This window comes from uncultured Ruthenibacterium sp. (assembly GCF_963558415.1).
Classification (GTDB): Bacteria; Bacillota; Clostridia; order Oscillospirales; family Ruminococcaceae; genus Ruthenibacterium.
On record NZ_CAUWGY010000001.1, the window covers coordinates 65,907 to 91,390 of the forward strand.

Here is a 25,484-nt window from a genome sequence, read left to right on the forward strand (position 1 = left end):
CCGTTGGACTGCTCAAAACGCAACTCTCATTCATCTAGGAAGGGGTTATATTCCATGAAGAAAATTGCTGAGCTTGGAAGAAAAATTATTCTCTTTGTTCTACCTTTGGTCTGCGGTTTGGTGGGATTGGTAGCAGTGGAAAGGGAACCCTTTCTGGATTCCTTTTATCAGTGCATAGGCATGTACTTTATAAATTATGGGACCACTCCCCCCAATGTGTGGGTAGAAATCGCCCGCTGGACCGCTCCCCTGGTTACTGCCAGTTGGGTGGTGATGGCTGTCGGGATGCTCCGCCGAGTGCTGGGCAGTTGGATGCGGTATTTCCGTGAGGACAGCGTGGCGGTATACGGTTCAGGTCCGGCCAAATCCATTTTGCTGGAACAGTTGGGCCGACAGGGCGTGGATGGTGGCAAGGCACTGGTTCCTGCCCATCGGTACATTCTGGCAGGCCCCGAGGAGGAGAATTTTGCCTTCTACCGGGAGCACCGGCAGGAACTGGAGAAAAGTCGGGTGTATTTGCAGTGCCGCTGCCTGTCTGTTGCCTCAGCAAAAAATCCCCGCCTTCGATTTTTCTGCCCGGAGGAAAACGCCGCCCGCCTGTTCTGGCGACAGCGCGGCACGTACGCACTATCTCTCCGGCAACGTCACCGGCTGAAGATCGTCTTTATCGGGTTGGAAAAACTGGGAGAGGAATTGCTTGTGCGGGGACTGCAAAACAATATTTTTGTTCCGGACCAGCACATTGAGTACCACATTTTTGGCGATGGAGAACAATTTGAGTCCATTCATCCAGGCATCGCCCGAATGGAAGACCCGGTTGTATTTCATCGTGAACCCTGGTACGCACAGCTTGCCCTGTTGGAACAGGCCGATCTTCTGCTCGTATTGGAGCAAGAAGGGCAGATAAAGCTGCTGGACAACTTACTGCTGGCCACCACCCGACAAGAAATAGATGTTTTCGCCGGGGCGGCGCTGACTGCCAGCCCCTTGGCAGAACATCCTCGGTTGCGACTGTTTGCCTGGGAGCAAGAAGCCTTTGGTCCGAAGGTAGTTCTGGATGATATACTTTTAGCCAGAGCGAAAGCCATTAATCTGCGGTATAGCCACCTATATAACGGTGTGGATGAAACGGCGGAAAATCGGGAGTCAGAGTGGGCCAAGCTAGACGCCTTTACCCGAGAATCTAATATCAGCGCGGCAGATTACCATCCGGTACGTCTGGAGATGTTGGCGGAGCAAGGACTTTCTGCATCGGCAGAGAAACTTTCTGGAGAAACTATGGAAATACTGGCGGAGCTCGAACACATCCGCTGGTGCCGATATCATTATCTCCACAACTGGACCTTTGGTCATCCGGAAAATGGTAAACGCAAAGACCCCATCCGGCGGATTCATACCGACCTCATCCCCTATGGCGAGCTCTCAGAAGAGGACAAGGAAAAAGACCGGGAGAACATTCGAATTCTCTTGTCGGTGGAATGATTTATACTGTTTGGCACCACTTCTTGGAAGACATTGTAAAGATGAAAAACTTTTAAGGAAATCCCCGTAAACAAACTATTTACGGGGATTTCCTTATTTTTTATCAAGTCAGATCTTAAACTTTACCTGTTCGCATTCAAAAATGACTTATGTATCGGAACTGCTCATTTTTGTAAAAATTTTAACTCACCGCTTTGTTTTTTGGATTGACCGGCGAACCTCTCCGTGGAAATAACCGACGCTTTTGTACCTTAATCCTCTTTTACTCATTCAAAACGCTATCAAGCTTGCTTTACATCGTTATCACTCTTCTTTTTAGGAGCACTGTTCTGCCGAAAACAGTTATCATGACGCAACATAAGCTCCTTAAATCTTTGATTATAAAGCGAAAAGCCACAGGAGAACCTGCGGCTTTTCCGCGTTTTGGGATATAAAAAATTGCTTCACTGCTTAAAGTATTCGCAACAAACTTATGATTTGTAACATGACTCAAAAATAGTGAATTTGAAACGGCTAGCGAGTTAGTCTATAATAAATTCGATTTGTACTGGATGTTGGATAAAATGGTACTCAAGTTCAAAAAAATAATACAAAGAATTTTATTTACCAAAACCGGAATGTCGGCACTAAGGATATGGAGAAAGGCAGATATGGGCGTAGAATTTATGTTGTGCTTGCGAGCCAAATCCCGCTAATGAGGGAACTTGTCCATATTTGCAAATAAGAAAGATAGGAGTGAGATTTTATGCGCAATGAAAAAATTTATGACATGAGTTTCAGCAAAGTATACTTACTTCTTGTTGCTAAAGCAGAGAAAAAAGGACGAACGCTGGATGAAGTGACACAAATAGTCACTTGGCTAACCGGATATACCGCAGAAGAAATCGAAAAGGCTGTGAAAAGTTCCCTGACATATGGTGATTTTTTCCGTAACGCCCCGCAGTTAAATCCCAATCGGAAACAGATTACCGGAGTTGTATGCGGTGTGCGTGTGGAAACCATTCAGGAGCCGCTAATGCAGGAAATTAGATATCTGGACAAGCTTATCGATGAACTTGCCAAAGGCAAGGCTCTGGAGAAGATATTACGAAATCAAACGGAAAGTCAAAGTCCAGAAATTGGAAACATGAATAATGGAAAAGTATATGAGTTTTGTTCCATTATAGAACCCGTGCCGGACAAGGGCGGAGCTTATGTGCGCTTTCCTTATGACATCCGTAAAGAGTTTGGGAAAGGGCGTGTCAAAGCACAAATCACCTTTGATGGCGAACCATATTCTGGTAGTATCGTAAATATGGGTGTTAAAAATGAAGATGGTTCTGTTTGCTATATCATTGGCATCCGCAAAGACATTCGGGCAAAAATAGGAAAACAGCCAGGCGATACTGTAAAAATCACAGTAAAGTTTTTCAGCTAATTCTTTTTGCGTATATCCCTTTTGATTTCGGAGCTTCATAATAAAGTGGCCTGTTGTATTGATATCCATTTCTACTCACCTTCTGCTGGTCTTATTACATTTGATGGCCCCTTAGAACACAATCTATGGGTCATAGAGATCCCATTGCACGATTTGTATTCTCTTCAAGCCTTCCATTCACAACAAAGGAGCAAAGCCGCAGAAAGACCTGCGGCTTTGCTCCTATCCATATACACAAAAAGATATTTCTTACTATTGCTTTAAATCTGAAACTCGCGGTATACTGTGAATCATAGCAAGTGCATCAATCGTATAGCCAGCTATTTATGATAATCTCTTCCGATAGGAGCGATATTCTATATGGGTGCAGCTTCAATTTCTGAATATGTTGCTTTGTTAAGCGAGAGCCAACAACGGTATATCCTCGCATTTCTTGAATTTATGAACACCGAATATCCTCAACTGACCAATAAAATATCATTTTCCATGCCCATGTGGTTGCTGGGGAAACAGATGAAGGATGGATATGTCGCAATTTCCGCTGCGAAAAACCACTTTTCCATCCATTTTTCTGACGAGAAGTTCGTGGAGCGTCTGGCTGAAAAGCTGCCTGCGTGCAAAAAGGGGAAACGATGCATCAACGTCAAATACGGCGATGAGACATCGTTTTCTGCGGTCAAAGAGAGTATTCGTGATTTTCTGAATAGCTATCATGCAGAAAGAAGCTCCGATCTATGAACGACACAGAAAAAATCGGTTGCTGCGGGGCGTACTGCAAGCCCTGCCGTGAATTTCAAAAGACCTGCAAAGGCTGCAAGCTGGGCTATTGGGATGGTTCTCGGGATTTAACTCGCGCAAAATGCAAAATAAAAAGATGCTGTCTGACCAAAGGGTATGTCACCTGCGCAGATTGCAGAGACTATGACCATTGCGTAATCATTCAGGCTTTTATCCACCATCCCGGCTATAAATACGCCAAGTATGGGCAGGCGCTGGAGTTTATCCGCAGCCATGATTATGCCGCCTTTTTGAAAACAGCAGAAGCCTGGAAAAACGCTTACGGAAAATACTCCGCACCGGAACATTAGAACAAAATACCGCTCACTGGAACACGAAAGGGTTCAGTGGGCGGTATCATTTGCTCCGCATATTTTTCCTTCAGGCAGACCGGAGGGTCAAATCAGTAATCCCGATGTTTTCATTTCTATACTTTTTATTGATAAGAGGAAACAGCTATGACAATCAAACAAATCATCGACGACAAATCCGTTAAGCGCTTGGAAAAGAGGAAAGCTATTATTGAAGGAATCATCAACGGAAGCTTTGATTTTTCCGCAGTTTCTGCTGCCTGTTCACTTTTGCCCGAAAAAAAGGTTTCTCTTTTATTGGAAGCCATTGAAGAAGTTAGTCGTTCCAAAGAGTTTTCCTTGGAAAAAGATTATCTGAAACTGTCAGAAAGTTATATTTTGTCTTCTGATCCTTCATGCAAAAGAGAAGCTTCCAGAATCGTCGGAAATCTTGCAGATGCTTTTCCTGAGAATCTTGACCATGCCATAACCGCTTTATTGCAAAATGCGGACCATGAGGGAACGGTGATTCGATGGGCAAGCGCTTATGCTTTGTCCCGCATTGTTATAATCCCGCAATATGCAAGAGGACCTCTTTTTGAACAAATCTCTCATTTGTACGAAAAAGAAGAGGAAACCGGTGTAAAGAACCAATACAGTAAAGCGTTAAAAAAAGCTAAAAAATTTAGATAGGCTCACGGTCTGTCCCGATTGTGAACCACATGGATCTATACCACTCTCCGCTCTTTGAAATATAAAAAGTTGACAGACTCCGTTCGGAATCTGTCAACTTCATCATGACACGAGTTGACAAAAAAATATTTTGAGAAAATCGGGTGACTTCAAAGGCAAAGAAGCAGCGCTGCCGTTCCAACATCTGCTGCAAAGTTATGGAGTTCCCACGTTCTCAGACCGCGAGGCTGGCTGCAATCAGAAACATGGCATAGTAGTAGGTCAAAAGATTGGCGACGTGCACGGCAGGGGACTTTGAAGGGTAAAAATACAGAAACAGGATCAGTAGATCCGAAATCCAAAACAGCGCCGCCCCAGCCAGCACCAGAAAGCACCAGGGCTGGGCTATGCCAAAGGCTAGCTGCAGTCCCTTGCCCAGCAGTGCTGAAACAAAGGCTGCGTAAAGCACCACCCAAGGGCGCATCCGCCCGGTCTGCATTCCCGGCATGCCGGACAGCGCTGCCGCGCCGCCAGCCCCCAGCACCGCGGCCAGCGGCACTGGCCAGCCCATGGGCCGCAACTGGCACAGACCCCACACAAACAGAATATGTCCGACCAGAAAGGCTCCCAGTCCGGCCAAAAACAGGCCCGGACGGCGCAGGTGGTTGTAGAGCGCCAGTACCATATCCCCCAGCACACAGCACAGCAACGCCGGCAGTAACTGCCAAAAAGCTTCGGGACGGCTGCCCAGGGCAGCGCATGCCGCCGCTACGGCCACAAAGCAGAGACTGCACAATATTTTTTCGGGCAGATAGCCCCGACCCGGCAAGCGAAGCCGCCGCACCAGCAACCACAGGGCGGCGGTGTAGGCCGCTCCCATTCCGACTATATACGGTATGCTCATAGGCCGCGCCTCCTTTGCATTGTTTCACTTTCAGTATAGGCAAAAAACGCTTGGCCGTCAATTTGTGCCCCGCCCAAAAATCCAGTAGAGTCTTTGGGGAGCCTTGATTTTCCCAACGGACACCCCACGGACAAATCCGCATTTTTCTCAATAGGCAAAAAGAAAAGAACGGTAAAACTTGACGTTTTACCGTTCTTTTAGTGGCGTGTCGTTCCCCAAATGATATTTGAGGTAACTATATCCTTTATAGCTTGGCTATAGTATGTTGTGGCCACAATCCCGGAAAAGCAGCAGGACCGGGGGCAACCGCGAAGGCTGAAATGAACGGGTTTACACCCGGCCTTGACTGCCGCCCTCCGTCTCGCTGAACGGGCAGTCAAGGCGACCGATCCCTCAAAGTGCTTAGCCACACTCATAGAGGAACATTTCGCACTGGTCATTGACTGCGGGTTCTTTCTGATAATTGGAATAGACGGATATGTTCTTAAAGCCGCATCCCCGCAGATATTCGTCCATCTCCCCGTATTGGTACAGGTGTGTCTGAAAATCCATGGTTTCACTTTGCAGCAATTCTTCTCCGTGATAGAGTTCGTAAATGGACGGGGAAAACTGCGTCTGACTTTTTTCATCGTAGTGGTTTTTCCCTTTCAGAATCAAGTCGTATCCCTCTTTTGTTTTCACCGAAACATTTACTTTGTAGTCACTGTCCTCTTCACATCGGTCAAAGACGGTATCAACTGCAAACACAAATTTCCCGCCGGGAGCCAGAAATTCTTTCATCTTCTGCAAAATTCCTTGGCACATCCTCATGTCTGTAAACAGTGAGATGGAACCGGATGGAATAAAAATATAATCAAACTGTTCCTGTACGGCATAGTTGATGATGTCCGCCTGTATCACTTTTGCGTTCGGCGCTTTCTGCTTTAATTTCGCCAGCATTTCTCCTGACAAATCCATCCCACTGATGTCAAATCCACGCTTTAAAAACGGAACTAAAAACCGTCCGCTGCCGCAAAGAGGTTCCAAGATTTTCTTTCCCTTTTCTGCATAGGAAAGATAAAAGTCCAATTCGTCCTGTGGTGCTTGTTCATGTAAGATTTCGTACATTTCAGTACACAAGCTGCCATAATAGTTTTGTTTTAATTCACTCATTCTATTCCTCCAGAATTGCTTATAGGAACAGTGCCTCTATATCCTGCGCAGATATAAGGTTTTCTTCATTCACACCTGCAAACTCCGATTTAACACTCTGGCTTTATTATTGTACCACAATTCCGAGAGCGTGGAAGCAGGCTGTTTTTAGGCCGTTTTTCCACCTTCCCGATATACGGGACGGGCGGTCATTTAGATGTAGGCTCGCACATGGACGATAGCGCAGGTCAAAAGCATTATGAAAGCTAAAATCTACATCGGCCATAAACGAATTGTTTATTGATGAACATATTCCCTATGATAAACGTAAAGAAAAAGGGCCGAAAATCGGTAGTCGTTCGTTCAACTCCTCCCCAACGCCCGAAATGCCAGAAACATTTTATGCCCACATACAAAAAAACGGCCAACCAATGGTTGACCGATTTGATGGTTGCGGAGGCTGGATTTGAACCAACGACCTTCGGGTTATGAGCCCGACGAGCTACCGGACTGCTCCACTCCGCGATCTATTATTGCGCTCCATTCTTGAGTGCTTAATTATTTTACCACCAAAAGATTGGTCTGTCAACAAATTTTAAAAAAATCTCTTAAATCTATTAGGAATTACTCTTTTTCACCATCCGGACAAACCAAACACTTGTTCACTTCACAATCATTCGTCACTATCCCGAACAAATATACCGTTCTTTGCATTTGGGCTTTTGGGGGGCATTTCACTCTTTGTACAAAATAGCGCCAACCATTAAATCGTACTATGTCTATCCACCGGTGTTGATAAAATAATCTGACTGCTGGTTTGCCCCAATTTTTGGAAACGGTTGATGAGATGCTCCAACGCCGCAATTCCTGAACAATGCACTTTTACAATAAAACTATGACTGCCCGTAACATGAAAGCACTGTTGTACCCCGTCCTGAGTTTCTGCCATATTCAAAAATCTCTCTCGATCTGACGGGGAAACAGAAATGCTGATCAGCGCATCAATCGCATTTTTATCTGGTTCTCCCCCTAAAACGACCGTATATCCCGCGATGACGCCACTGGACTCCATGCGTCGAATTCGCTCGCTTACGGCAGGACTTGTAAGTGCCACGCGCTGCGCAATATTCTTTACCGTCATACGGCCATCTTCCGCCAACAAACGTAAAATTTTTCGATCTAGTTCGTCCATTTCTCCGACCTCTAAAGCCAATTTTCTAATGTTTTTAAGTTCAAAACACTGTTCTATTTTTTTAGTAAAAATTTGATGAAAACCTTTCCCCTTTTCTTAATTATATTATTCATATTTGGGTTTGTAAATAATTAAATAAAGTATTTTTGCAATTTTAGGTTTGACAAAATAAGCAAATTTGTTAAAATTATACCTGCAATAAAGATTTTCCCTAAATTTATTTATACTTTCCCACCCCTCTATGCAAAAGGAGCCGCTGTAAAGCGGCTCCTTTTGCTTTTGTACATTTTTAAGTTTCTTCTGGATTTGATTCTTTCTGCTCCGGGGCGCTCGCAAAAGTAAGTGTAACGGTGAAAGAATCACCTCTGATATCCACACTCAGACGACCACCGAAACTATCCATAAAACTTTCAGCAATCGATAGTCCCAAGCCACTTCCCTCGGTAGTGCGCGCTTTGTCCCCGCGGACAAAACGCTGAAGAATCTCCTCTTCGGTAAAATCCATTTCATAACCCGCAGTGTTTGTAAGGGTCAAACGAGTTTGGTCCTGTCGAGAGATAATCTCCAAGTAAATCCGAGTGCCTGCCAAAGAATATCGCAGTGCGTTATCCAAAATATTCTGCAAAACTCGGTATAACCGCCGATTTTCTGCAAAGACCCAAGCACTGTCCGGAAGCGTGATGCGTACGGGAATCCCCGTCTTCTTTACTGCATCATCCATATCTGCCAAAGTCTGGTGTACAGCCATGACCAAATCTAAAGGCTCCAGTACTACTGTTTCCTCACCGCTGGTAGCCTTGGACAGAGTAAACAAATCGTTAACCGTATGGCCCAGTCTTTCGGACTTCTTTCGCAAAATCTTTACGTAATCTGCCGCTTCGGCAGGCAGAGACTGCTTTTCCAAAAGATCCAAATAACCGATGATACTGGTAAGAGGCGTCTTCAAATCATGTGAAACATTGGTAATCAGTTCTACCTTCATACGCTCGCTTTTCAACGCAGTGGCCAAACTTTCCTTGACACCTGCATCCAACCGAGCAATTTGGAGTGAGGTTTTATGCAAAGGACTTGTTTCGGGCAATGCCGCAAGAGTTTCTTTGCCAGCGGAAGCAGCCTCTACCTGATTGGCCAATGCATCCATCTCGCGACCGTCTTTGGCCTGCATAGCCAACAAATATATCCAGCCTGCTATGCACACCAAGCCTACCAAAAAGAACACAGCCAGATAAATCATCCTGATATAAAATATCGTAGAGAGCAAAAACAATAGCACTATACTCATTATCAGGCACAATATACCGGTCCAGAAAATGCGATTCACTGCTCGTTTTCCCATCTGTCCCGAAACGCGCCAAGTCTCTCCCTGACACAACCACGCCACGCCTTGACATATATGCTTCAAGATACTGTCAGCCCATAAGCGACCTGCTTTTGCCTTGCGGACTAAACTTAAAAATACCGCTAGTCCCACCAATCCAATCAGCAAATCCAGCGTCATCATCGTATACATGACAGCTCTGCCGCCGCTCAAACTATCAGAAGTGACTAGCAACGACATTATGAGAGCGATGGCCAAAGTAATAAGAAATCCCAGTAAAAATTCAGTAGGCCAACGATCCACAAATACCAAATGCAATTCATCGTCTCGGCCAGTACGCCCCGCGACCGCCAACAGATACGCAGTGAGCAGAACTAAAACTGCGATTGCAAACCAGAAAAACCGTTCCCACCGTTGCGCAAAGGCATAATCCCGATTGTAGTCAGCAACTCTCTCCGCCATATAGTCCGAATCCATAATGAGAACCATCTCGTCGACTTCCGACCACCTCATTATGTCATACCAGACCTGCCAAGTGTCCTCAGGTGTATTATCGGGCGCCGTCAGTTTTTCGTTTTCATAGTGATAGACCCAATCGCCTCCTGCTTTGGCAATCTGCGAAAGATCTCGTTCGCTGTTGGTCCATACATTATCCCCCATGCGGATCAGGTATTCATAATGAAAATCCCCGTACGCACTGCCTTCCTGGGATACTGCAATGCAGTCATTGAAGGCCGTTGCCACCAGATTTGCATACCGCGGAGAATCAGTAAATTCAGGATATGCAGTGTATACGTCCCTCAAATCGACGCGGCGAACAGTCATGCCCAGACCCACGAGCGCTACCAGAGCCGTGAGCAAAAAAGCCAATATTTTCAAAACCGGGCTGCGACTAAATCTTTTCCATTTTGTAACCAAGGCCCCACACCACCTTCAAATAATTTGGATTTTTGGGATCAATTTCAATCTTTTCACGAATACGGCGAATATGCACCATAACGGTGTTTTCCACACCAAAACCCGGTTCATTCCAAACGTGCTCATAAATTTCTGAGGCACTGAACACATGACCCGGATTTTCCATAAGGAACTGGACGATACGATATTCGGTAGCGGTGAGACGGACAGGTGCGCCGTCCACCTCTAAGGTTTTAGCTTGAGTGTCCAACATCAGTCCGCCCAATTGAATCACTCCGGGTCTGCTGGGTATCCCCTCTACCGTGCCCAAGGTCATATACCGTCGCAAAAGTGCTTTGACTCGAGCAGACAACTCCATGGGGTTATACGGTTTGGTCATATAGTCATCCGCACCGATGGACAGCCCGGCAATTTTATCCGCATCTTCCGCTTTTGCACTTAAGAGAAGAATTGGAACATTTTTCTCTCGACGAACCTGCATCGTAGCAGAAAGGCCATCCATACGAGGCATCATCACATCCAAAATAATCAAATGCACTATCTGCTCATGCAGAATTTCCAAGGCCTCCAGTCCATCGTATGCCCGTAACACTCGATGTCCATCCAGTTCCAAAAGTTTTGCGATGGCTCCCACGATTTCCCGGTCGTCGTCCACAACCAAAATGGTTGCCTGTTCCATGATGTACCGCCCCTTCCAAGCATATAATAGCCGTTCTTTTTGACATTCGACAGCTAAAAAGACTTACGATTTTCTTAAATATGACACAAAAAAGCCCCGCACAATCCCATGCGGGGCTCTGATTTATTCTGCAGGAGCCTGCGAAACTTCGCTTTCTGTCGCTGTAGAATCTGCAGGCAAGCTATTTGCCAAATCGTCCATGATCTCTTGAGGTGCCGCATCTACAGAATTTGCCGCAACCGACGAACTGGACGCCGTCTCAGGTTTCATCTCACTGGCTACAATCGCAGACAGGTAATATTCTCCGTCAATTTTTGTGAAAATATAGTCCTGATACTTCGTGGGTGTAATATCCATGTTGGCACTAAACTCCCCACCCGCACCGAAAGGCGACAAATAACCCACAGTAACACGCTTGGTATTTCCCTCGCGTTTAATACGCTCTACTTTGGGGAAATAGTCATTGACCGCACTGGTGACCGGCAGCAAATAAGCCTGCTTTTCAGCCACATATTCAAAGACCATACCATGGTCCTCAAAGGTTTCATACGTAAATTTAAAATCAGGGCCATACAGTTCCGCAGCCGCTTTGTCTATATCGATGGTGGGAAGATACATCGCACCCGTCTCATCATGTTCGTGACTGCTGGAATCTCCGATACAACTCCAAATCAAAGCGTTAAGGAGCGTGTTCTTATTGGCCTCATCCAAACTGTCAAAAGGGGTCGGATCGAGCGCTACCAAGTTGCGTAAACGCAATTCGTAGGACTCTTTCTCCTCAGAATCATCAAACAATTTGGCCCCTAATTGGATTCCACCAGAAATCACACTGAACAGACCGATAACCACCAACACGCAAACCACCGCGCCCAACACCTGACGCAGACGACGACGGCGACGCAGCGCGCTCAGCTCCTTGCCTTCAGGTTGTGTTGCCATAATTTTTCTCCTTCCGGGCTCAGCGTATCTGGCCGTCGCCCTCAATGATGTATTTGTAGCTCGTCAGTTCGCACAGTCCCATAGGGCCCCGTGCACCGAGCTTTTGAGTAGAAATTCCCATCTCACAACCAAGTCCAAATTCACCGCCATCGGTAAATCGGGTAGACGCATTGACGTAAACCGCCGCCGAATCTACTTGCGCACAGAACAAGGCAGCCGCACTCTTGTCCTCGGTGACAATCGCCTCACTGTGACCAGTAGAGTGAGCCGCAATATGTGCGATGGCCTCGGTCACATCCCCCACTACTTTGATCGCCAGGATATAATCCAGAAATTCTGTGTCAAAATCCTTTTCGCCAGCAGGTGTTCCCGGAATGATGGTCGAAGCTTCAGGGCACAAACGCAATTCCACTTGTTTTTCGTCCAACGCTTCTTTCAAGCGGGGCAAAAATACAGGAGCAATCTCCCGGTGAACCAGGCAAACCTCTTCCGCATTGCACACCGAGGGACGACTGGTTTTGGCATTGTACACAATGCGCACAGCCTTGTCCAAATCCGCCGCTTTGTCCACATATACATGGCAAATCCCTGTACCGGTTTCAATACACGGAACCTTTGCATTCTCCACACAGGCACGAATCAAGCCTGCGCCACCTCGAGGAATGAGCAAATCCACCATTCCTCGGGCTTCCATTAATTGCGTCGCACTGGCTCGCGTAGTATCCTGCACCAAATTGATAAATGTCTCAGGCACGCCTTTTTCTCGCAGAGCCTCCCGCAATGCTTCCACAATCGCTGTATTCGAGTGGATCGCCTCTTTGCCGCCTCGCAGCACACATACATTTCCGCTTTTGAGCGCAAGGGCCGCCGCATCCGCCGTCACGTTTGGTCTGCTTTCGTAAATGATAGCCACTACTCCCATAGGAACCCGCACCTTGCGAATGACAAGTCCATTGGGCCTGGTAATTTGGCTCAAAACATCTCCCACAGGGTCCTTTAAAGCAGCTACTGCACGCAGGCCATCGGCCATAGAGGCAATACGTTCCTTTGTCAGGCGCAGCCGGTCAATCATCACCGAAGAAATGGTAGCTTTGGCAGCCTCTACATCCTGATCGTTTGCAAGCAAAATATCCTTTTCATGTCGCACAAGACTGTCTGCCATTGCGCACAAAAGTTCATTTTTCTTTTCCGTGGAAAGAGCTGCTGCGGCCGCCTTGGCCGCCTTCGCCTCACACAACAGTTGATCGGTCGTCATACCTTAGCTCTCCTTTGCAAGGAACAAAGTTCCCACCGTCATTCCATCTACAATATCATACAGTCGTGTGGGGTCTTCACCATTGGCAATGACCATTGGGACCCCATGGGAAGTGGCCAGACGAGCCGCTCCCAGCTTGGTGATCATACCGCCAGTTCCCTGCCGGGTGCCTGCCCCACCTGCCGCCGCTTCCATCTCAGGCGTAATATGCTCTACAACGCTAATGAGTTTTGCATCCGGGTGCGTATGAGGATCAGCGGTATATAGGCCATTGATATCGGACAAAAGAATCAGCAAATCCGCTTTTACACTGACCGCCACAATTGCAGATAAGGTGTCATTGTCGCCCACCTTGATTTCTGCCGTGCTGACCGTATCGTTCTCATTGATGATGGGAATCGCACCCAATTCCAAAAGACGCTCCAGCGTGCTTTCAATATTGTGATGTCGATCCGGATCGTTTACATCCTCCGCGGTCAGCAACACCTGCGCCACAGTGTGATTGTAGTCGGTGAACAGCTTATCGTAAGTATACATCAACTCGCACTGTCCTACCGCAGCAGCCGCCTGCTTAGTCGCAATATCGGTTGGGCGGCTCTGCAAAAGCAGCTTGCCCACACCCATTCCAATTGCTCCCGATGAAACCAGGATCACCTGATGTCCCGCATTTTGAAGGTCCGCCAGTGTCTTACATAAAATTTCCACTCGACGAATGTTCAGCCTACCGGTGCCGTGCGCCAGTGTAGAGGTTCCCACCTTTACCACGATTCGCATATTTGTCCCCCACTTTTTGTCTCGCATATAGATATATAGTATACCATAGCTTGCTCAAGAAATCAAAAGGTTTGACGCGAACGGTTGTTTCGCCGTATAATGGGAAAAACTCTCCGGGAGGTGTTTTCCTTTGACCGAAGTTATTCAAACATCTCGCCTGACTCTGCGTCCCTTTGTGCCGCAGGATGCACCTGAAATGTACAGGGTATGGGCGTCGGATGAGCGAGTTACCCGATTTCTGCGCTGGTCACCTCACAAAAATGAGGCCGAAACACAGAAACTGGTAGACCAATGGGCCACTTCAACGGAATTTCATCAATGGGCGATTGTGCGCACACAGGATGCACAACTAATGGGCTCTATTGGGGTTGGAGTTGGAGAGGAGGATCCTTCTCTGTGGGAACCCGGCTATTGTCTCGGGTACGATTTTTGGGGACAAGGATATATGACCGAGGCGCTGGATGCAGTTGCGCATCATTTATTCTGTACTCATGGGCTTTCTAAGTTGGGCTGCTGTCACGCAGTGGAGAACCCTGCCAGCGGTCGGGTAATGGAAAAAGTAGGATTTCACTACACGCACGATGTCGTGCAACATAAATTCGACGGCACAAAGGTCCTCTGCAAAGCATATATTTTATACAAAAAGGAATATTTGAGTAAATTATGACAGAAAATGGAGTAGCAAAAGCGGTACTGTTCGGATTAGATCTGGGCGAGTACGATATGGAAAAAAGCATGGACGAGCTGTCGGCTCTGGCACAAGCATGCGGCATGGAAGCTGTGGCTCAACTGGTACAAAAGCGGGATACCCCCGAAAGTGCCACCTACCTGGGAGAAGGGAGATTGGCAGAGGGCCGCCTTTTGTGCATGAATCTTGGGGCGGAATGCGCTATTTTCGATGCCGAACTCTCTGGAAGCCAAATTCGTAATCTGGAACAAATTCTGGAAGTTCCAGTAATCGATCGCACGATGCTGATTTTAGAAATTTTTAAAAGGCGCGCAGTGACCAATGAAGGTAAATTGCAGACAGAACTTGCCACGCTGCGTTACAGACTTCCCCGCCTGGCCGGATTGGGTGAAAGTCTTTCTCGCCAAGGCGGCGGTGGGACCGGCGGAGCCGGCGCACGTCGTGGAGCCGGCGAGAGCAAACTGGAGTATGACCGACGCCACGTGCGCCGGCGCATCGAGGCCTTGAGCCAGCGCCTTGCCGAGATGGAACTTCGCCGTGCACAGACCCGCAAGAGTCGCCAAAAAAGCGGCGTGCCGATTGTCGCTCTGGTGGGCTATACCAATGTGGGAAAATCCAGCCTGTTGAATCGACTTTGCGGCGCCGAGGTTCCCGCGGCGGATATGCTGTTTGCCACGCTGGACCCCACTGCCCGCAAATTGACCCTTCCTTCCGGACTGGATGTCGTAGTAGTGGATACGGTAGGCTTTGTAAGTCGTCTTCCCCATGGGCTGGTAGAAGCCTTTAAAAGCACGCTCGAGGAAGCCGCTTACGCAGACGTAATTGTGAAAGTGTGCGATTTGTCGGATCCTGAATCCTCACAGCAGCTTGCTGTGACCGAGCAGGTTTTGGCTTCTTTAAACTGTGAAGATATTCCGCAGTTCACCGTGTACAATAAATGCGATCGGGTGTCCGGTGCGGTCCCTTTTGATACCAGCGCCATCTGCACCAGTGCTGCCACAGGATATGGAATAGAAAAACTTCTGGCGCGACTGGATGAGGTTCTTTCCGATAGAGTACGGCACATCGCGGTATTGCTGCCTTATGACAAACTAACTCTGGCCGCGCTGATTCGTTCTCAAGGGACCATGCTGACCGAAGAATATCGTTCTGACGGCGTATACTGTGAGGGAATTATAAAAGCTTCACAACTCCATCACTTTATCTCTTATTTTACGGATCCCTCTTGAAAACAAACGAAAAATATGGCATACTGCTTTAGGGAATGAAGTTCTCCCCTGGCATTTAGCCTAAACCGCTGACAAAAGCTGATGACTTCTGTGATTTTTGAAATCGCAGGGGCATTGGCTTTTTTTGTTCCCTGCAAAAGGAGGAAAAAATGTTATTTTCACTTGCGCTGATTTTTTTATGCGGCATGGGACTTGGTAGTTTGTTTCAACGGCTACGACTGCCGGGACTTCTTGGAATGTTGCTGACGGGGATTGTGCTCGGGCCATCGGTACTGAACCTACTGGATGAGTCCATCTTAGGAGTATCAACGGACCTGCGCCAAATTGCCCTGATCATCATTTTGACTCGCGCCGGACTGAACCTGGATCTGGCGGATCTGAAAAAAGTGGGACGACCGGCGTTTCTGCTCTGTTTTGTACCCGCCAGCTTTGAAATTTTAGGTGCCCTGGTATTAGGCCCTCGCCTGCTGGGGTTAACCTTTGTGGAGTCTGCGGTACTAGGCACCGTAATCGCCGCAGTATCCCCAGCGGTTGTAGTTCCAAAAATGCTGAAGCTAATGGACGAAGGCTATGGAACGAAGCAAAGCATTCCCCAAATGATTTTGGCGGGCGCATCGGTAGATGATGTGTATGTAATCGTTTTGTTTGCGTCCTTTTCTGGACTGGCCGCCGGAAATGGTTTTTCGCCAATGGCCTTTTTTGAAATCCCCACCGCCATCGTGCTAGGTGCCGCAGGCGGAGTACTTTGCGGCTGGTTTTTGGCCATACTGTTTCGCCGAGTCCATCTCCGGGACAGCGCCAAAGTCGTCTTGCTTTTAAGTTTTTCATTCCTTTTGGTAACTTTTGAAAATGTTGTCCCAGCTCCTATTGGTTTTTCAGGTCTTTTGGCCGTCATGTCCATGGGAATCACGCTACAATACCGTCGCCGTGAAGCAGCAGCAAGACTCTCGCTGAAATATTCAAAGCTTTGGGTGGCTGCGGAACTTCTTCTGTTCGTGCTGGTTGGGGCGGCCGTAGATGTCAAAGCTGCGGCAGCCAGCGGTCTGGCCGCAATTTACCTGATTCTGGGGGCGCTGTGTTTTCGTATGGTGGGAGTATTCCTGTGTACTCTGGGCACCTCCTTATCGAGCAAAGAGCGATTGTTCTGCATGTTGGCCTACACCCCCAAAGCAACGGTACAGGCAGCAATTGGGTCCGTTCCACTGGCCATGGGGCTCGCCTGTGGCCAGACCATTTTGACCGTAGCCGTGCTTGCAATCCTTATCACGGCCCCACTGGGCTCGATTGCCATCGAAAGAACCTATCAAAAATGGTTGAAAAAGGCATAACAAAAGACCGCTCTGCTTAAAAGCAGAGCGGTCTTTTTTAAACAAGCCTCTCACTCGTCCGAATCACACGCCACTCAGTGAACGTCTTTCTATAAATTTGCAACCTTTTGATTTGCCAGCATAAAAGCATTTTGTGTAAAAAATCCTTCTCACTGGAATTTAAGCGCAACAATCAGAACAAACCGCTGATTACGCCGTTTTCGTCCACATCGATTCCCTCAGCCGCTGGTTTTTTCGGCAGGCCCGGCATGGTCATGATGCTTCCCATAACCGCTACCACAAAGCCCGCGCCCGCGCTCAACCGAATTTCGCGCACATTCATGGTAAAGCCCTCCGGCGCCGCCAAAAGCTTTGCATTATCACTGAAAGAGTATTGCGTTTTTGCAATACAGACTGGAAGTTTGTCATATCCGGCAGCGCTTAAATCTCTCAATTGTCTTTCTGCCGCAGCGGAGAATGTTACATCTTTTGCGCGATAAATATTTCGGCACACAGCCCTAATTTTATCTGCTACGGGCATCTCATCGGGATAGGTGAACCGAATTGGACGTTTTTCCAAAATTCCCAAAACATCTTCAGCCATCTCCAAACCGCCTTCGCCGCCCTTGGCAAACACTTGGCTAAGAGCACAAGGAACCCCCAACTGAGTACAGAAATCACGCAGGAACTGATGCTCTTCCTGAGAATCCGTGGGGAAGGCGTTAATGGCCACGCACACAGACATGCCAAATTGTTTTTGCATATTTTCTACATGACGGGCCAAATTGGCGCTACCTGCCTCCAGATACTCAAGATTCGGTACGCCCAGTTGCTCTTTGGGACATCCGCCATGGTGTTTCAATGCGCGCACCGTAGCCACTACCACCACAGCAGAAGGAGCAATTCCCGCCATTCGGCACTTAATATCCAAGAATTTTTCAGCACCTAAGTCCGCGCCGAAACCTGCTTCCGTGACGACATAGTCCGCCAATTTCATTCCGAGTTTGGTCGCAATTACACTATTGCACCCATGGGCAATATTTGCAAACGGGCCACCATGAACCAATGCGGGCGTATGCTCCAGCGTCTGCACAAGATTGGGATCAAACGCATCTTTCAGCAAGGCCGCCATAGCTCCCGCCGCTCCAATCTGTCCGGCAGTAACCGGTTCACCTGCATAAGTATAACCTATCACAATACGAGCCAAACGTGCCTTCAAATCGGCCAAGTCGGTCGCCAGACAGAATATGGCCATCACTTCACTGGCCACAGTAATATCAAAACCATCCTCCCGAGGGGTTCCATTGACCTTACCACCCAGACCGTCCGTAATAAAACGGAGTTGGCGGTCGTTCATATCCACACAGCGTTTCCAAGTTATACGGCGCGGATCAATATTTAACGCATTGCCTTGATAAATGTGGTTGTCCACCATTGCCGCCAGAAGGTTGTTGGCAGCACCAATAGCGTGCAGGTCTCCTGTGAAATGCAAGTTGATGTCCTCCATGGGAACCACTTGTGCATATCCACCTCCGGCTGCACCGCCTTTTACACCAAATACAGGTCCAAGGCTCGGTTCACGCAAAGCAAGAATCACGTTTTTTCCCATTCGATGCAGCGCATCTGCCAGGCCTACACTGGTGGTAGTTTTGCCTTCACCTGCAGGTGTAGGACTGATAGCAGTCACTAGGATCACCTTTGCATCCGGTTTATCCGACATGGATTTTACCAAACGATGGTCCACTTTTGCCTTATAACGGCCATAAGGAATCAGATGCTCCTGTGAAAGACCCAGACGTTCGGCAACGGTGTCAATGGAGTCCATCACAGCCTCCTGTGCGATTTGAATGTCGCTTTTCATGGCAATGCTCCTTCTTTCTCGGAAATGTTTCCTGGTTATAAACAAATCTTACCAAATCGGACGGACAAATACAAGACGAGCAACCATGTACATTGACTTTTTAGCCGCACAACAGTACAATATTTGTAAAGGATAGGACGCCGAAAAAGCTTTGCTTTTTCCGTGGAAATGAGGTTTCGGATGAACATTCAGATCATTGTGGACAGTTGTTGTGACGCAACCGGCGCTTTGCGCAATGTTTTGGGACTTTCTCTGGCCAGTTTAAAAATTACCGTAGGAGAAAATTTTTATGTAGACGACGGTTCTATTGACACGGGTGTTTGAGGGGCGGATATGAAAGCCTGCAGAACAGCGCCATCCACGGCTTGTCCTGCCCCGGAAGAGTATGCTGCGCTGATGAGCAAGGCAGATGCCAGCTTCGTGGTTACTTTGTCCAGCAAATTATCCGGAAGTTACAACGCTGCCTGTGTGGGACGTGAACTTGCTTTGGAACATAGTCCGGAGAAACGAATTCACGTGTTTGATTCGGAAAGCGCCTCTGCCGGCGAAACCCGTATTGCTCTTTTGCTGCGGGATATGATTGACGGTGGCATGAACTTTGACGAAATCGTGGAAAAAGCAACTGCCTTTATTGCTGATATGAAAACCCATTTTGTGCTAGAGGACTTGGGCAACCTTGTAAAAAATGGTCGTATTTCCCGTACTGCGGGGTTTGTGGGAACAATGCTGAACCTGAGACCCATTATGGGAGAAAACGGACACGGAGAAATCATTCCTTTGGAAAAAGTACGTGGCACCGCTAACGCTATGCGCCGTCTTGTGGAACTGGTTGCCGAGGAAACTGCACATCTCCCCGCTGCCAGCAAACTTCTGGTTTTGAGTTACTGTAATTGTCAAGAACGCGCTGTACAGTTAAAAAAATCCTTTTTGGAAAAGTGTACTGCATTTAGAGATGTTATTATGGTCCCCACAGGTGGACTTTCCACGGTCTATGCGAACGACGGCGGCATTGTAATTGCATTTTAATCAAAATTTAAAGTCCGGATGGCCTTGCCATTCCGGACTTTTTTACTACCTCTTATAAATACATATGGGAACCGGCGGAAACCCAGACCTTGACGCAAAACGTTCCACCGACACTTCATATCTCTCATTAGGCAAAGAACCCACAAAATCCAATACGGCATCTCGTTCGTCTGTTCCCTGCAAACCTCCAGAATAAGTGCACACAGTCATGACTCCACCGGGCCGAAGCAATTCCAACGCTGTTTGTAGGGCCGGAATGCTGATTTTCGGCACGGTAAACACGCCATGATCTCCACCCGGCAGGTACCCCAAATTGAACATAATTGCATCCACGGTACCCTTTTGTGCGTATTCCGCTAAGTTAGCGTGACTGTCACAGACTACTTTGGCTTGAGAAAGCCCAAGCGACCGCAATCTGTTACAGGTGGAGTGTACTGCGGCAGGCTGAATATCCATCGCGAGAACCTTCCCCTTTGGCCCCACCAATTCACACAAAAAAACTGTATCGTATCCGTTCCCAGCCGTCGCATCTATGGCAACCATACCCGGCCGCACATGATCTCGTAAAAACGCGTGCGCGATACTGAGCGCATTACGCTGCGGCTGCACTTGCCGTATCATTTGCTGCCCTTGTTCCCGAAATCCGAACTTTTCCAAGAATGCCCGCAACGCCGGATCCTGAGTAGAGGGGGCAGTCAATGTTTCTTTTGGGCCCACAGAGCTTCTTTTCAGTGCCTGACGAAAAAGATATGTCCCGTATCCTTTTCGTCTCCATGCTGCGTCCACTTGGATCTCTTGCAAAAAATTCCCTGCAAGCTCCATCCGGCCCAACACAACATCGTCTTTCATGAGAACGAAACGTCTGGCCGAAGCGACCGATTCCTCCTTTATCCAAAGCATGATGATCCCTCCTGCCAAAAGAAAATCCTCCGGCACAGCCGGAGGATTATTTATTTCAGACTGCGCCAAAATCCGTACTCATTTTTGGAAAAGCCTCGCTTTTCTAAAAATTCCTGACTACGGATATTCACTCTGGGGCAAAATGCATAAACACTGGAGCAGCCAATTGTTTTCAAATGCGTGGTAACACTCAGCAGCATACCCCCGCCAATATTTCGCTCTCTCCAGTCATCCTTCACATAAAAAGCATTGATATATCCAACATTTGCACATTCGCACAGTGACGAACGCACCTCAATGTCCGCAAATCCAACAGGTTCGGCTCCATTGTAGGCCATGACTACACGGCGACCAGACTGTTCCAAAGCCTCTTGCAAACGTTCCAAGAAATTCTCTTTTGCAACCGGACTTTTCCGATACGCACAAACCAGCTCGTACAGTTTGTCTGCCTCGGCCATGGTCACATTACGCACGATCATCCTTCGCCGCCTCCTCCGTCAGAAAGAAATCAAATGCCCCGTAAATCCATAAATCGCCAGCGCCAAGATGCCAATATACAAAAGTGTGACCGGTAAGCCGCGAAACGTCTGAGGAACATCCTCATTGTCCAATTTCCGTGCACCCTCTCGCACTACCAGAACGGCCAAAACATAGCCCACACCACTGCCCAAAGCAAATCCCATCGTCTGAAGCAAGTTGAAATTGCGCGTAGTGCCAATCAGCAATGTTCCCAGAATACACGTATTGAAGGTGGCCATGGGCAGTACGGCCACAATATCTTTCGCACCCGAAGAACGGAAAAAAAGCACTACCAGAATCAGTACGATAAAAAATGCCACCGCACTGCACAACACCAACACCAGTGGACGGATATAAGAACTATAAGGCTGTTCGCTGAGCCAAAGGTTCACAAAATAAGCCATGGGGGCGCTAATGAGCTGTACACTGCACAACAGCACGCCAAAAGTCAGGGAGTCCACTTCTGGATCATCCGCTAATTTGACCAGACGGGAAACACCCAATGCGCGAGTAAACACCGCATTTTGCGCAAAAATACCCACTACCGCATAGAAAAAGAAGGGTCCGAGAGCTTTTAAAACTTCTGTCATGCCTGCCGTTTCGCCCCCAGTCCCATTTGTCTTTTAACGATGTTAACGCCACCACGCCACACTGCGATCATCAGCGCAAGTAAAATAAATCCACCGCTGGGCAACTGTGCCATAGGGAACAACGGCATACGGGTAAGCGTATACCCAAACAATACACCTGTACCCAAAAATTCTCGCATAATTGCCGTCATATACATGGCCAGGACGTAACCGGCTGTCGTAATAATACCTTTTCGGAAAGCCGTCCGAATACGTTCGCGCTGCGGCCGCTCATATCGTTTCAAAATGATTGGATCCGCCACTAGCAAAGGCAGATACAATCCCAAAAGCGTGATATCCGCACTGCTAAACAAATGCTCCATCACCCACATAACGCCGGCATACACCGCCGCGCTGGTGACTGCATAGGTCAATCCGCGGAACCGGAAATAGGAAAATCGGCTGAGAAAAGCCGCAATCACACGCGTGGGGGTAAGCAACAACACCACTGCGACCGCCAGCATCGTTGCATTTTTCACACTGATTGCTGCCACCACCAGTGGAGCAAGACCCAGTCCCTGCATCACCACAGGGTTATTGAGTAAAATACGATCTCTCTTAATTTTTCGGGCCAGTTCGTGATCAACTTCAGGTTTCATGGGATCAATGTTCACGAACTCACCTCCTCACGGCGTATCCGCCTTGAAAACAGGCGATCCAGATAACCGGACAACGCGTTAATGCACAGAATGGCAAAACACACACCTGTATCATAAGTGCCGATGTATCGGAACATCATGGTCATAATTCCCAGCAAAATTCCATAGACGAGATGTGCGCGCCGATTCTTTGGCCGCGTAACTCTTTCATTGATAAGAAAAACCGACGCATACAAAATGGCACCTGTGAGCAATTCATATTTTACCGATTGATAGCGCACATAAAGGTGTTCCCATGGGACAGCCAGTCCAATGCTATCGATGCGCGGGAAAAGAAAAGCCACCAATGCACATGCACCTAAAAATCCCACTGGAATAGAAAAGTCAATATCACGACGCATCCACAGATACATCGCACAAGCCAAAATGACCAGCAGCGCCGTAGTGCCCATGGGACCCGCATAATTTCCAAGCACTAAGTTCCAGGCACGTACATTGGGTGTACCACCAGCCTGCAGACTGTGTGCAGCGCTCTCTACAATCGTGGCATTTTCCGTGGAAAATACAGACATGGTCGTAAAAGGAACCGGATACATAAACACCTGCTCCGGCCAACTCACTGCGGCCACTGCATAACCTACGGCAGAAGGATTGAATGGATAATGTCCATACCCGCCAAATGGGGCTTTGGCCACCAAAACAACCACCATGGCCGTAACAATTACAATATAATAGCTCAACGTGGCGGGCATTAACATCAGCATCACCAACACCGCAGGAATGCTGCTGTTCTCTGTTCGATCATGTGGCCGCCCCCGCAGCCAAGCAACCAATCGGTCACAAAATGCCGCGGTAATGGCTCCAATCAAGCACATGACCGCCGGACGTGCCCCATATAGATAGCAGGATACCGCCAGCAAAGGCAGCATCATCCAAACAATATCCCGGTTCTGCTCCCGCGGGGACAAAGGTCCCAGCGGCAAACTCGTCTCCGAGCTCATAGCTTCGCCTCTCTCTCCAAAACAAATTGCCTGAACAAGTTATTCGCAGGCGTGCCGAATCGCTGCCATCGCCGCCGCAGGGTCCTGAGCACAGAACACCGCACTGCCAGCAACCAAAACGGTAGCACCTGCTTTTGCACACGCAGGTGCTGTGGCCTCACCAATACCACCGTCCACTTCGATTTCGAGATCCTGTCGGCCAATACGGTTGGCCTCCTCTCGAATAGCTGCAATCTTATCGATGGCAGAAGGCATGAACTTCTGTCCGCCGAAGCCAGGCTCCACGCTCATGACCAACACCATATCCAAATCATTCAAATACTCAAACACTGCCTGTGCGGGCGTGGCCGGTTTGATGCACAGTGAAGCTTTCGCCCCAACCGCATGGATTGCGTCGATGGTCTCACGCACAGGGCTATCAGCCTCTACATGAAAGGTGATCAAATCCGCACCTGCATCCCGAAATGCCTGCACATATTTGAGCGGATTCTGAATCATCAGATGCACATCATAGAACGTGTCATCCACCGCTTTGTGCAAACACTTAAGCACCGGAACACCCAAAGAAAGATTGGGCACAAACAAACCATCCATCACGTCAATATGCAACCAGTCCGCACCGCCATCCACTACATTGCGGCAATCACGACCAAGATTTGCAAAGTCCGCCGACAGGATCGACGGTGCAATTTTCACCATATGAAACACCTCGTGTTTTTAAAAAACTTCTGTTTATTATACGCCTTTTTCACTGAAAAGGCAAATTCAGGGCGTTCCCTCCAACAGATTCGCCGTAATCGACACCGTTTTTCCGTTTTCGTATTTGTAAATCTCCAAATCAATGGTGTCGCCGCTCTTTTTCTCTTTGAGAATCGCCTGTAAATCCGCAGCGGCAGCCAGCTCCTGTCCATCCGCTTTTACAATTACGTCTCCAACCTTCACATCCTGATTCAAAAGATCGCTTTCCGGAAGGATCTCTGCAATGTACAAACCCTGCGCAGGAAGGCCACGGTCCGGCCCGGTGACCGAAGACAACGCAATGACGGTAACTCCCAGTGTCATTCGATCTCTTACATATCCATAAGCAATCAAGTTTTCGACCACTGGTTTTGCGTCCGAAATCGGTATGGCAAAACACAAGCCCTCATAATCTGAACCGCTAAGCTTGGCCGAACTAATTCCAATAACCTGTCCAAAGCGATTTACTACTGCACCGCCGGAATTTCCGGGATTGATGGCAGCGTCAGTTTGAATCAAATTCATTGTAATGACGCTTCCATCGGACATCTGAATGGGCACCTGCCGATTCAGCCCCGAAATAATTCCCTGCGTAACGGTTCCTGCCAAACGGCCTGCCGCATTTCCGATGACCACTGTACGCTCTCCCACTTCCAATGTATCGGAATTTCCAAATGTCGCAGGAACCAAGTCTTCTGCTTCAATTTTAATCACCGCCAGGTCCGACTGGGTATCCTGCCCGATGATTCGTGCGGAAAATTCTCGTCCGTCGTTCAAAATCACACTCAATGCACTGGCGTCTTCCACCACGTGAGCATTGGTCACAATGAACCCCTCTTCGTTCAAAATCACCCCGCTGCCATAGGCAGCCACAGAAAGGCTTTGAGGTACGTATACATTGATGCAAACCACGCTTGGTCCCACATCGCGCGCAATCTGTGTGGTCGGAAGTCCATCGTCCATATCCTCTGGCAATTCCTGCAACTCAAACGTAGGCGCGCTCTCCCCTGCACCGGAAGGACTTTGGGAGCGCATCCAGAAGGGATCTTCTCCCCTCCAAAGCTGTACGGCCGTAACGCCCAAAAACAAAAGTGCCGCCATACCCAAACACAACAGCGTAATTACCAAAGGCGCCCGATTGCGCTTTGGACCACCTTCGGGCGGCACATATGTATACTCCGGCGGCCTGTACCCCTCCGCTGCGTCGGGCTCCTGCCACGGCCCATATTGCTGGTGCAT

26 protein-coding genes, 1 tRNA gene, 1 pseudogene and 1 riboswitch are annotated in these 25,484 nt (G+C 48.2%); of the genes and pseudogenes, 11 read left to right on the plus strand and 17 right to left on the minus strand.

Going from position 1 to position 25,484, the window contains the following annotated elements; genetic code table 11:
* Positions 1-54 precede the first annotated feature (54 nt).
* From AB5H98_RS00280 to AB5H98_RS00305, 6 genes and pseudogenes are all read left to right on the plus strand, one after another.
* Entirely contained in the window at positions 55-1,482 is a 1,428-nt protein-coding gene (locus tag AB5H98_RS00280; RefSeq protein WP_367923906.1) for a RyR domain-containing protein, read from the plus strand.
* Positions 1,483-2,227: 745 nt separating this feature from the next.
* Positions 2,228-2,572, plus strand: a pseudogene (locus tag AB5H98_RS00285) (DUF2200 domain-containing protein); the annotation flags it as partial.
* Positions 2,573-2,608: 36 nt separating this feature from the next.
* Positions 2,609-2,899, plus strand: coding sequence for a DUF1905 domain-containing protein (locus AB5H98_RS00290; protein ID WP_367923940.1), 291 nt, complete (start codon positions 2,609-2,611; stop codon positions 2,897-2,899).
* Positions 2,900-3,259: 360 nt separating this feature from the next.
* Complete coding sequence (locus AB5H98_RS00295) at positions 3,260-3,637, plus strand: DUF1801 domain-containing protein (RefSeq protein WP_367923907.1); 378 nt, start codon at positions 3,260-3,262, stop codon at positions 3,635-3,637.
* Positions 3,634-3,987: a DUF3795 domain-containing protein gene (locus tag AB5H98_RS00300; protein ID WP_367923908.1), complete on the plus strand. Its 354-nt coding sequence runs from the start codon at positions 3,634-3,636 to the stop codon at positions 3,985-3,987. The genes AB5H98_RS00295 and AB5H98_RS00300 overlap by 4 nt, the downstream gene beginning before the upstream one ends.
* A gap of 147 nt (positions 3,988-4,134) precedes the next feature.
* Positions 4,135-4,659, plus strand: coding sequence for a HEAT repeat domain-containing protein (locus tag AB5H98_RS00305; protein WP_367923909.1), 525 nt, complete (start codon positions 4,135-4,137; stop codon positions 4,657-4,659).
* 214 nt (positions 4,660-4,873) lie between these two features.
* Here the strand turns inward: AB5H98_RS00305 and AB5H98_RS00310 are convergent, their stop codons facing one another.
* The 9 genes from AB5H98_RS00310 to proB form a co-directional block, all read right to left on the minus strand.
* The gene (locus AB5H98_RS00310) at positions 4,874-5,542 is read right to left on the minus strand and encodes a lysoplasmalogenase family protein (RefSeq protein ID WP_367923910.1); all 669 of its coding nucleotides are present in this window, start codon (positions 5,540-5,542) and stop codon (positions 4,874-4,876) included.
* A gap of 402 nt (positions 5,543-5,944) precedes the next feature.
* Positions 5,945-6,694: a class I SAM-dependent methyltransferase gene (locus tag AB5H98_RS00315; RefSeq protein ID WP_367923911.1), complete on the minus strand. Its 750-nt coding sequence runs from the start codon at positions 6,692-6,694 to the stop codon at positions 5,945-5,947.
* Positions 6,695-7,121: 427 nt separating this feature from the next.
* Positions 7,122-7,198, minus strand: a tRNA-Met gene (locus tag AB5H98_RS00320).
* 238 nt (positions 7,199-7,436) lie between these two features.
* Positions 7,437-7,865, minus strand: a complete 429-nt coding sequence (locus AB5H98_RS00325) for an Lrp/AsnC family transcriptional regulator (protein WP_367923912.1) — start codon at positions 7,863-7,865, stop codon at positions 7,437-7,439.
* Positions 7,866-8,154: 289 nt separating this feature from the next.
* The gene (locus tag AB5H98_RS00330; protein WP_367923913.1) at positions 8,155-10,101 is read right to left on the minus strand and encodes a sensor histidine kinase; all 1,947 of its coding nucleotides are present in this window, start codon (positions 10,099-10,101) and stop codon (positions 8,155-8,157) included.
* Positions 10,076-10,780 (minus strand): response regulator transcription factor, encoded by a 705-nt coding sequence (locus AB5H98_RS00335; RefSeq protein ID WP_367923914.1) that lies wholly within the window; start codon positions 10,778-10,780, stop codon positions 10,076-10,078. Before AB5H98_RS00335 ends, AB5H98_RS00330 begins: the two co-directional genes overlap by 26 nt.
* A gap of 123 nt (positions 10,781-10,903) precedes the next feature.
* Positions 10,904-11,719, minus strand: a complete 816-nt coding sequence (locus AB5H98_RS00340; protein ID WP_367923915.1) for a hypothetical protein — start codon at positions 11,717-11,719, stop codon at positions 10,904-10,906.
* A gap of 19 nt (positions 11,720-11,738) precedes the next feature.
* The gene (locus AB5H98_RS00345) at positions 11,739-12,974 is read right to left on the minus strand and encodes a glutamate-5-semialdehyde dehydrogenase (RefSeq protein ID WP_367923916.1); all 1,236 of its coding nucleotides are present in this window, start codon (positions 12,972-12,974) and stop codon (positions 11,739-11,741) included.
* A gap of 3 nt (positions 12,975-12,977) precedes the next feature.
* Entirely contained in the window at positions 12,978-13,748 is a 771-nt protein-coding gene (proB, locus tag AB5H98_RS00350; RefSeq protein WP_367923917.1) for a glutamate 5-kinase, read from the minus strand.
* A gap of 130 nt (positions 13,749-13,878) precedes the next feature.
* Between proB and AB5H98_RS00355 the strand changes: the two genes are divergently transcribed.
* The 3 genes from AB5H98_RS00355 to AB5H98_RS00365 all read left to right on the plus strand — a co-directional run bounded on the left by AB5H98_RS00355 (position 13,879) and on the right by AB5H98_RS00365 (position 16,993).
* Positions 13,879-14,415 carry a GNAT family N-acetyltransferase gene (locus tag AB5H98_RS00355; protein ID WP_367923918.1) on the plus strand — a complete coding sequence of 179 codons (537 nt, stop codon included), beginning with the start codon at positions 13,879-13,881 and terminating at the stop codon, positions 14,413-14,415.
* Positions 14,412-15,665, plus strand: a complete 1,254-nt coding sequence (gene hflX, locus AB5H98_RS00360) for a GTPase HflX (protein WP_367923919.1) — start codon at positions 14,412-14,414, stop codon at positions 15,663-15,665. The genes AB5H98_RS00355 and hflX overlap by 4 nt, the downstream gene beginning before the upstream one ends.
* A 22-nt stretch (positions 15,666-15,687) precedes the next feature.
* A riboswitch (Fluoride riboswitch) is annotated at positions 15,688-15,763 on the plus strand.
* A 51-nt stretch (positions 15,764-15,814) separates the two neighbouring features.
* Positions 15,815-16,993 (plus strand): cation:proton antiporter, encoded by a 1,179-nt coding sequence (locus tag AB5H98_RS00365; protein ID WP_367923920.1) that lies wholly within the window; start codon positions 15,815-15,817, stop codon positions 16,991-16,993.
* A 172-nt stretch (positions 16,994-17,165) separates the two neighbouring features.
* On the opposite strand, the gene AB5H98_RS00370 is transcribed toward AB5H98_RS00365, so the two are convergent.
* Entirely contained in the window at positions 17,166-18,839 is a 1,674-nt protein-coding gene (locus tag AB5H98_RS00370) for a formate--tetrahydrofolate ligase (protein WP_367923941.1), read from the minus strand.
* Positions 18,840-19,013: 174 nt separating this feature from the next.
* On the opposite strand from AB5H98_RS00370, the gene AB5H98_RS00375 reads away from it, so the two are divergent.
* The gene (locus AB5H98_RS00375) at positions 19,014-19,157 is read left to right on the plus strand and encodes a hypothetical protein (protein WP_367923921.1); all 144 of its coding nucleotides are present in this window, start codon (positions 19,014-19,016) and stop codon (positions 19,155-19,157) included.
* Between the two features lie 9 nt (positions 19,158-19,166).
* Positions 19,167-19,859: a DegV family protein gene (locus AB5H98_RS00380; RefSeq protein ID WP_367923922.1), complete on the plus strand. Its 693-nt coding sequence runs from the start codon at positions 19,167-19,169 to the stop codon at positions 19,857-19,859.
* 45 nt (positions 19,860-19,904) lie between these two features.
* On the opposite strand, the gene AB5H98_RS00385 is transcribed toward AB5H98_RS00380, so the two are convergent.
* The 7 genes from AB5H98_RS00385 to AB5H98_RS00415 all read right to left on the minus strand — a co-directional run bounded on the left by AB5H98_RS00385 (position 19,905) and on the right by AB5H98_RS00415 (position 25,484).
* Positions 19,905-20,759, minus strand: coding sequence for a GNAT family N-acetyltransferase (locus AB5H98_RS00385; RefSeq protein WP_367923923.1), 855 nt, complete (start codon positions 20,757-20,759; stop codon positions 19,905-19,907).
* Between the two features lie 50 nt (positions 20,760-20,809).
* Entirely contained in the window at positions 20,810-21,238 is a 429-nt protein-coding gene (locus AB5H98_RS00390) for an N-acetyltransferase family protein (protein WP_367923924.1), read from the minus strand.
* A gap of 18 nt (positions 21,239-21,256) precedes the next feature.
* Positions 21,257-21,868: an Rnf-Nqr domain containing protein gene (locus tag AB5H98_RS00395; protein ID WP_367923925.1), complete on the minus strand. Its 612-nt coding sequence runs from the start codon at positions 21,866-21,868 to the stop codon at positions 21,257-21,259.
* Complete coding sequence (locus tag AB5H98_RS00400; protein WP_367923926.1) at positions 21,865-22,521, minus strand: Rnf-Nqr domain containing protein; 657 nt, start codon at positions 22,519-22,521, stop codon at positions 21,865-21,867. The genes AB5H98_RS00395 and AB5H98_RS00400 overlap by 4 nt, the downstream gene beginning before the upstream one ends.
* Complete coding sequence (locus AB5H98_RS00405; protein WP_367923927.1) at positions 22,518-23,507, minus strand: RnfABCDGE type electron transport complex subunit D; 990 nt, start codon at positions 23,505-23,507, stop codon at positions 22,518-22,520. The genes AB5H98_RS00400 and AB5H98_RS00405 overlap by 4 nt, the downstream gene beginning before the upstream one ends.
* A 39-nt stretch (positions 23,508-23,546) precedes the next feature.
* Complete coding sequence (gene rpe / locus AB5H98_RS00410; protein WP_367923928.1) at positions 23,547-24,206, minus strand: ribulose-phosphate 3-epimerase; 660 nt, start codon at positions 24,204-24,206, stop codon at positions 23,547-23,549.
* Between the two features lie 66 nt (positions 24,207-24,272).
* Positions 24,273-25,484, minus strand: coding sequence for a S1C family serine protease (locus AB5H98_RS00415; RefSeq protein WP_367923929.1), 1,212 nt, complete (start codon positions 25,482-25,484; stop codon positions 24,273-24,275).

Coding starts and splice junctions, on each gene's coding strand:
- AB5H98_RS00280 (WP_367923906.1), top strand. CDS start 55: ATGAAGAAAATTGCTGAGCTTGGAAGAAAAATTATTCTCTTTGTTCTA.
- AB5H98_RS00290 (WP_367923940.1), top strand. CDS start 2,609: ATGAATAATGGAAAAGTATATGAGTTTTGTTCCATTATAGAACCCGTG.
- AB5H98_RS00295 (WP_367923907.1), top strand. CDS start 3,260: ATGGGTGCAGCTTCAATTTCTGAATATGTTGCTTTGTTAAGCGAGAGC.
- AB5H98_RS00300 (WP_367923908.1), top strand. CDS start 3,634: ATGAACGACACAGAAAAAATCGGTTGCTGCGGGGCGTACTGCAAGCCC.
- AB5H98_RS00305 (WP_367923909.1), top strand. CDS start 4,135: ATGACAATCAAACAAATCATCGACGACAAATCCGTTAAGCGCTTGGAA.
- AB5H98_RS00310 (WP_367923910.1), bottom strand. CDS start 5,542: ATGAGCATACCGTATATAGTCGGAATGGGAGCGGCCTACACCGCCGCC.
- AB5H98_RS00315 (WP_367923911.1), bottom strand. CDS start 6,694: ATGAGTGAATTAAAACAAAACTATTATGGCAGCTTGTGTACTGAAATG.
- AB5H98_RS00325 (WP_367923912.1), bottom strand. CDS start 7,865: ATGGACGAACTAGATCGAAAAATTTTACGTTTGTTGGCGGAAGATGGC.
- AB5H98_RS00335 (WP_367923914.1), bottom strand. CDS start 10,780: ATGGAACAGGCAACCATTTTGGTTGTGGACGACGACCGGGAAATCGTG.
- AB5H98_RS00340 (WP_367923915.1), bottom strand. CDS start 11,719: ATGGCAACACAACCTGAAGGCAAGGAGCTGAGCGCGCTGCGTCGCCGT.
- AB5H98_RS00345 (WP_367923916.1), bottom strand. CDS start 12,974: ATGACGACCGATCAACTGTTGTGTGAGGCGAAGGCGGCCAAGGCGGCC.
- proB (WP_367923917.1), bottom strand. CDS start 13,748: ATGCGAATCGTGGTAAAGGTGGGAACCTCTACACTGGCGCACGGCACC.
- hflX (WP_367923919.1), top strand. CDS start 14,412: ATGACAGAAAATGGAGTAGCAAAAGCGGTACTGTTCGGATTAGATCTG.
- AB5H98_RS00365 (WP_367923920.1), top strand. CDS start 15,815: ATGTTATTTTCACTTGCGCTGATTTTTTTATGCGGCATGGGACTTGGT.
- AB5H98_RS00375 (WP_367923921.1), top strand. CDS start 19,014: ATGAACATTCAGATCATTGTGGACAGTTGTTGTGACGCAACCGGCGCT.
- AB5H98_RS00380 (WP_367923922.1), top strand. CDS start 19,167: ATGAAAGCCTGCAGAACAGCGCCATCCACGGCTTGTCCTGCCCCGGAA.
- AB5H98_RS00385 (WP_367923923.1), bottom strand. CDS start 20,759: ATGCTTTGGATAAAGGAGGAATCGGTCGCTTCGGCCAGACGTTTCGTT.
- AB5H98_RS00390 (WP_367923924.1), bottom strand. CDS start 21,238: ATGATCGTGCGTAATGTGACCATGGCCGAGGCAGACAAACTGTACGAG.
- AB5H98_RS00395 (WP_367923925.1), bottom strand. CDS start 21,868: ATGACAGAAGTTTTAAAAGCTCTCGGACCCTTCTTTTTCTATGCGGTA.
- AB5H98_RS00405 (WP_367923927.1), bottom strand. CDS start 23,507: ATGAGCTCGGAGACGAGTTTGCCGCTGGGACCTTTGTCCCCGCGGGAG.
- rpe (WP_367923928.1), bottom strand. CDS start 24,206: ATGGTGAAAATTGCACCGTCGATCCTGTCGGCGGACTTTGCAAATCTT.
- AB5H98_RS00415 (WP_367923929.1), bottom strand. CDS start 25,484: ATGCACCAGCAATATGGGCCGTGGCAGGAGCCCGACGCAGCGGAGGGG.